Source organism: Rhodoferax sp. (assembly GCF_028715765.1).
In the GTDB taxonomy this organism is placed as follows: domain Bacteria; phylum Pseudomonadota; class Gammaproteobacteria; order Burkholderiales; family Burkholderiaceae_C; genus Rhodoferax.
Genome location: NZ_JAQURE010000086.1, coordinates 1 through 5,749, shown reverse-complemented (window position 1 = coordinate 5,749; position 5,749 = coordinate 1). Strand labels below are relative to the sequence as shown.

General features: G+C 58.9%; 5 protein-coding genes. All 5 read right to left on the bottom strand.

Translation table 11 applies throughout. From position 1 onward, the window contains the following. Positions 1-1,345: PAS domain-containing protein (locus PHT20_RS16200; RefSeq protein ID WP_301021339.1), on the bottom strand; the 1,345-nt coding region annotated here is incomplete at its 3' end. Beyond that, positions 1,320-1,799 carry a PAS domain-containing protein gene (locus PHT20_RS16195; protein ID WP_301021338.1) on the bottom strand — a complete coding sequence of 160 codons (480 nt, stop codon included), beginning with the start codon at positions 1,797-1,799 and terminating at the stop codon, positions 1,320-1,322. The genes PHT20_RS16200 and PHT20_RS16195, both read right to left, overlap by 26 nt. A 72-nt stretch (positions 1,800-1,871) precedes the next feature. Then, positions 1,872-4,427 (bottom strand): methyl-accepting chemotaxis protein, encoded by a 2,556-nt coding sequence (locus PHT20_RS16785; protein WP_366520950.1) that lies wholly within the window; start codon positions 4,425-4,427, stop codon positions 1,872-1,874. A 22-nt stretch (positions 4,428-4,449) separates the two neighbouring features. After that, positions 4,450-4,989 carry a chemotaxis protein CheW gene (locus PHT20_RS16180; protein ID WP_301021337.1) on the bottom strand — a complete coding sequence of 180 codons (540 nt, stop codon included), beginning with the start codon at positions 4,987-4,989 and terminating at the stop codon, positions 4,450-4,452. Positions 4,990-5,009: 20 nt separating this feature from the next. Then, the coding region (locus PHT20_RS16175) for a methyl-accepting chemotaxis protein (RefSeq protein ID WP_301021336.1) at positions 5,010-5,749 on the bottom strand (740 nt) is incomplete at its 5' end.

The following is a 5,749-nucleotide window of genomic DNA, read 5'->3' as shown; positions in this document are numbered from 1 at the left end:
CGCGGGCGTTGTCGCTGTTTTGGTTGATGGACGCACTCATCAGGTCAATCTGGCTGGTGGTTTCTTCCACACTGGCAGCTTGCTCGCTGGCCGCCTGGCTCAAGCTTTGTGCGGTGCTACTGACTTGGTTAGCCGCACCGGTGAGGGCATCAGCAGCAGCACGCACTTCACCCATGACCTGGGTCAAGCGGTCAATCGACGCGTTGACACTTTGCGTGACCTGCCCAAACAGTCCGGCATAGTCGCGGGTGATGCGGCGCGTCAAATCCCCCTGCTCCAAGCTGCTCAACACCTCGGCCACGTCTGACAAGCCTTGCTCGGTGGTCTGCACCAGCTGATTCATGCCGTTGGAGAGGTTGGCAAAAAAACCGGTTTTGCTCTCCAAACTCAAGCGCTGGCTCAGGTCACCCTGTACCGCCGCTTGCACCATGTGGTCAATTTCTTTTTCAGCGGCCAATTGGTCTGAAACGTCTTGCCATTGCCCCACCGTGCCCAGACGTTGCCCGTCTTCAGCCAACACCGGCGTGGTGGACAGGTCATACATGCGCCCACCCAGCTCAATTTGACTTTGCACCGTGCTGGTGAGCTGCTTCAAGCGCGCCAAGGCCGCAGCCGGGTCGGCGTAAAACATGCCTATGCTGTGTCCCACCACAGCGTCGGGGTCAAAGCCAGGAATTTGCTTTTGGAACCCTGCCGCGTTGCGCTGCAGCGTGGCACGCAGGGCATGGTTGATGTAGATCACCGTGCCGTCGTCGTCGGCAATGCGCACCGGCAAACTCACGTTGTCCAGCGCCAGGCGAATGCGCCGGTTTTCATTGGCCACTTGGCGCTCATGCGCTTGCGCGGCTTGTTTTTCGGCATTGGCTTTGGCCTCATGGGCCGCGTTGTCGGCAAGCGTTTGCAACGACTGGTTGGTTTGCTCAAGTGCCTTGGCAAAAGTGCCACGCAGCCCAGTGGCCTGGGCACGGCGGAAATACTGGCCTTGGCTGGCATGCTGCAACACCGTGGCCTGCTCCCTGAAACAGGCCTCAAGCTGGTCCAGCATGTCGTTGAAGTCCCAGCACAGGTCGTGGTAGAGGCCGTGGGCGGGCAACTTGTGTAAGCGCCGCTCAAATTTGCCGTGTGCCACATCTTGCGCAATCGACTGGATTTCAAGCACATAACGCTGCTGGCTTTGCAGCCGCGCCTGCCAGGCCAGCACGCAGCCCAGCGCGGGCAGCAACCACACCAGGGCCAACGCGCTCCAACCGTCGTGCCAGCTTTGCAGCAGCGCGCCCGCCACCACAACGGCGGCCATCAACCAGGCAAAACCCGCGCCTTCAGAGCGAGAGGATGAGCTGTTCATAGCTGACTCCTTTTTGTTTCAACACCGAGCCCAACAAGGCCAGAGACGCATCGCACGCGTCTTTGGACCCTGCCCGTTCTTCCTCTGCCAACATGGCTTTGTACACATCAGTGACCACCGCAATGGCGTTGGGCTGGGCTTTGCGCCGCACCGAAAAATAGCCTTGGGGCTCGCCGTGCACGTCAAAATCAGGCGTGATGTTGGCAAACACCCAGTAAAAACTGCCGTCTTTGCTCATGTTTTTGACATAAGCAAAACACTCTTTGCGGCTCTCAAGCGTGTCCCACAAAAACTTGAAGACGCCGCGTGGCATGTCGGGGTGACGCACGATGTTGTGCTGCGCTCCCAGCAGCTCGGATTCAGCGTAACCTGAAAACTCAACAAAGATACGGTTGCAATAGGTGATGCGCCCTTTCAAGTCGGTTTTGGAAACAATGAAGTCATCGTCTCGCATCAACCGCTCTTGGCGTGTTGGAGTTACTTTATATTTCATAGCATGTTACGCTTGATTCATAAGCGCTAGAGGTCAATAAGGCTTGAAATTCCCCACATCCCCACGACGTACTGGGGCTGCGATCAGGGGGGCGTGGGTGCGCTGACTGGCAGAGCCATTGCCGAGCCTGCGCTCAGGGGTTGACCGGGCGTGACGGTCTGGCACTTGTGCACGGCCTTCGCCGGTGTTGAAGAACGCAATGCTTTGCTGCAGCTGCTCGGCCTGGCCGCTGAGCTCTTCGCTGGTGGCGGCCAGTTCTTCACTGGCGCTGGCGTTTTGCTGCGTGGCTTTGGAGAGCTGCCCCATGGCGCCGCCAATTTGCGTGACCGATTCGCTTTGCTCTGAGCTGGCTGCGGCTATTTCTTGCACCAGTTCGCTGGTTTTCTGGATGCTGGGGACGATCTCATCGAGCAGTTTGCCCGCGCGCTCTGCCGTGGTGACGCTACTTCCCGCGAGTTCGCCTATTTCTTTGGCGGCTTCTTGGCTGCGCTCGGCGAGTTTGCGCACTTCAGCAGCGACCACCGCAAAGCCTTTGCCGTGTTCGCCCGCTCGGGCCGCTTCAATGGCGGCGTTCAGGGCCAGCAAATTGGTTTGGTAGGCAATGTCGTCAACGATGCCGATCTTGGCGGCAATTTGTTTCATGGCTTGCACGGTTTGGCTGACGGCGCTGCCGCCATCAACGGCTTCTTTGGTGGTTTTGGTGGCCATGCCGTCTGTGACTCGGGCGTTGTCGCTGTTTTGGTTGATGCTGGCGCTCATGACGTCGATGCTGGCGGTGGTTTGCTCCACGCTGGCGGCTTGTTCGCTGGCGGCTTGGCTTAAAGATTGGGCGGTGGCGCTTACCTGGTTGGCGGCGTCGGTGAGGGCGTCGGCTGCGGCGTGGATTTCTTCGACGATGGCAGTGAGTTTTTCTGCGGTGCTGTTGGCGTTGTCTTTGACTTGGCCAAAGATGCCTTGGTAGTCGCGGGTGATGCGGTGGGTGAGGTCGCCCTGGGAGAGGGCGTCGAGTGATTTGGCGGTGTCGGTGATGACGCCTTCGCTGGTGTCGATGAGTTGGTTCATGGCTTGAGCCAGTACACCAAAGAAGCCGGTTTTGCCTTCCAGGCTGACGCGTCGGCTGAGGTCACCATGGGCGGCGGCGTTGACGATGTCTGAGACTTCTGTCTCTGAGGCGATTTCGTCGGTGCGGTCGAGCCATTGGGTGATGCGGCCAATGGCGACGCCGGCGCTGTTGTGGACCGGGCGTGCCAGCAGGCGCAGTTGGCGGCCTTGGATGGCCATGTCGACGGTTTCGCCTGAGCGGATGGCTTGGTCAAATTTGGCTGCGTCGCTGGGGTCTTTGAACAGGCTTGAGAGTTTGTTGCCGTAGAACTTGTCAGCATCAAAGCTGCTGCCGCCAAAGAGTTTGAGCAGTTCTTTGGCGGGTGGCGTGGCGTGTACCAGCAGAGCTTCGGCGTTGGAGACGGTCACGCACACCGGCAGGCTGTCTAGGCTTAAGCGGATGCGTTCGTTGAAGGCGGCCGCTGCTGCGGCTTCTTTCATGGCGCTTTGGACTTGATCCATGGCCGCCGTGACGCGTGCTTTTTGCCCAGGCAGGCGATCCATTTGCACATCCAAATGGCCAGCGGTGTAGGCGGCTACCACTTCCACCACCTTCATCTTCACCGCAATGTGCGACTGCACCAGCGCGTTGATGGACTGCGCCATTTGCGCATAGGCACCTTCAAGCTGGTTCACTGGCATCGTGTAGTCCAGCATACCGGCCTCATGCTGGCGCGCCATCTCTGTTTGCGCGGCTTCAAAGTCTTGCAATGTGGCTTGCATTTTGGCCAGGGGGGCCATGAGCTGGCCAATTTCGCTGCTGTCCACCTCAATGTTGGCGTTCAGGTGACCCGCCGCCACTTCACGCGCCACCCCCAGCGCGCGCACCAGTGGGCGCGTGATGCTGTTCACAATCACCAGCGCCAACAGTGCGGCCAAAATGACCGCAGCCGCCACGATGAGCATGCCAACCTGCGAGACCTGGTCGGTCTTGGCAGCGGACTGTGCCAGGTCGGCCTTCATCTGCGCTACTTGGGCTGCCACAAAAGGCGCCAGGTCTTTTTGCAATTGTTCACTGGCCGCATCAAACCCGGCCATGAGCTTGTTGCCCGCAGCCGGACCACCCGCCACATACGCCTGCGCCATGGTGTTGCCAGTGGCAAAGTAGTCTGCGGCTTCAGTGTGGATGAGCTGAACTTGCTTGACCTGCGCCGCGTTGCCAACGTCTGCAAAATGCTTCTCGAATGTGGCCAAGCCGGCATTGAGCGCATCAAAGTTTTCTTTGGCTTTTTGAAAACCATCGTCCAGCCCGTCTTTGCCTTGGGTGGCCGACACGTCAGACAAAAACTGCTGGATTTGCACCACGTTTTTGTCAACCGCAGCCGCCAACAAGGCGTGTTGCACACTTTGCTCAGAGACTGTTGTCAAACTCTGCTTGACTTGTGTCAGCTGGGCGCTGAACCACAGCGTGAAGCCAATGAACATCACAATGGGCAAGGCCACACCCGCCAACACGCGGGTTTTGATAGAAAAGTTTTGCAGCTTCATGGGGGGTACTCTCAAAATAAAGTTAAAGCGTTTGACCTTGTTCGGTCAAGGCCACCATGTCGTCAATGTTGAGCGCGCGCTCGGGCTCCAAAATCACAATGAATTCATCGCCTACCTTGCCCAGCCCGCGCATGAATTCGCGCTGGATGGTGGCGCCAAACTGGGGCGGCGGCTCAATGGCACTGGCGGCAATATCGATCACCTCGCTCACGGCATCGACCAGCAAGCCCAGTTCGACCTTGTCACCCTCAGGGCCCACGTCAAAAATAATCACGCAGGTTTTCTTGCCAAATTCAGCTTTGGGACGACCAAAGCGCGACTGCAGGTCAATCACTGGCACCACCGCGCCGCGCAGGTTGATGATGCCGCGCACAAACTCGGGCATCAGCGGCACCACCGTCATGGCACCGTGCTGAATGATCTCGCGCACGCTGCGAATGTCCATGGCAAACACCTCATCACCCAAGCTGAAGGTGAGGTATTGCAGGGTTTCATCTTGCGGCTTTCGGTCGCTGCTGGCAAGCAGGCTTGAGGCCGCCGTTAAGGCTTGGTGGTGGTGCATGTGAAGCTTCCTCAATCAGGTCAATAAGGCTTGAAATTCCCCAAATCCCCGCGGCGCACTGGGGCGGTGATCAAGGGGGCGTGGCTGCGCTGACTGGCAGAGCTACTGCCGAGCCTGCGCTCAGGGGCTGGGCGGGCGTGGCGGTCTGGCACTTGTGCACGGCCTTCACCAGTGTTGAAGAACGCAATGCTTTGCTGCAGTTGCTCGGCCTGGCCACTGAGCTCTTCGCTGGTGGCGGCCAGTTCTTCACTGGCGCTGGCGTTTTGCTGCGTGGCTTTGGAGAGCTGCCCCATGGCGCCGCCAATTTGCGTGACCGATTCGCTTTGCTCTGAGCTGGCTGCGGCTATTTCTTGCACCAGTTCGCTGGTTTTCTGGATGCTGGGGACGATCTCATCGAGCAGTTTGCCCGCGCGCTCTGCCGTGGTGACGCTACTTCCCGCGAGTTCGCCTATTTCTTTGGCGGCTTCTTGGCTGCGCTCGGCGAGTTTGCGCACTTCAGCAGCGACCACCGCAAAGCCTTTGCCGTGTTCGCCCGCTCGGGCCGCTTCAATGGCGGCGTTCAGGGCCAGCAAATTGGTTTGGTAGGCAATGTCGTCAACGATGCCGATCTTGGCGGCAATTTGTTTCATGGCTTGCACGGTTTGGCTGACGGCGCTGCCGCCATCAACGGCTTCTTTGGTGGTTTTGGTGGCCATGCCGTCTGTGACTCGGGCGTTGTCGCTGTTTTGGTTGATGCTGGCGCTCATGACGTCGATGCTGG

Coding starts and splice junctions, on each gene's coding strand:
- PHT20_RS16785 (WP_366520950.1), bottom strand. CDS start 4,427: ATGAAGCTGCAAAACTTTTCTATCAAAACCCGCGTGTTGGCGGGTGTG.
- PHT20_RS16195 (WP_301021338.1), bottom strand. CDS start 1,799: ATGCGAGACGATGACTTCATTGTTTCCAAAACCGACTTGAAAGGGCGC.
- PHT20_RS16180 (WP_301021337.1), bottom strand. CDS start 4,989: ATGCACCACCACCAAGCCTTAACGGCGGCCTCAAGCCTGCTTGCCAGC.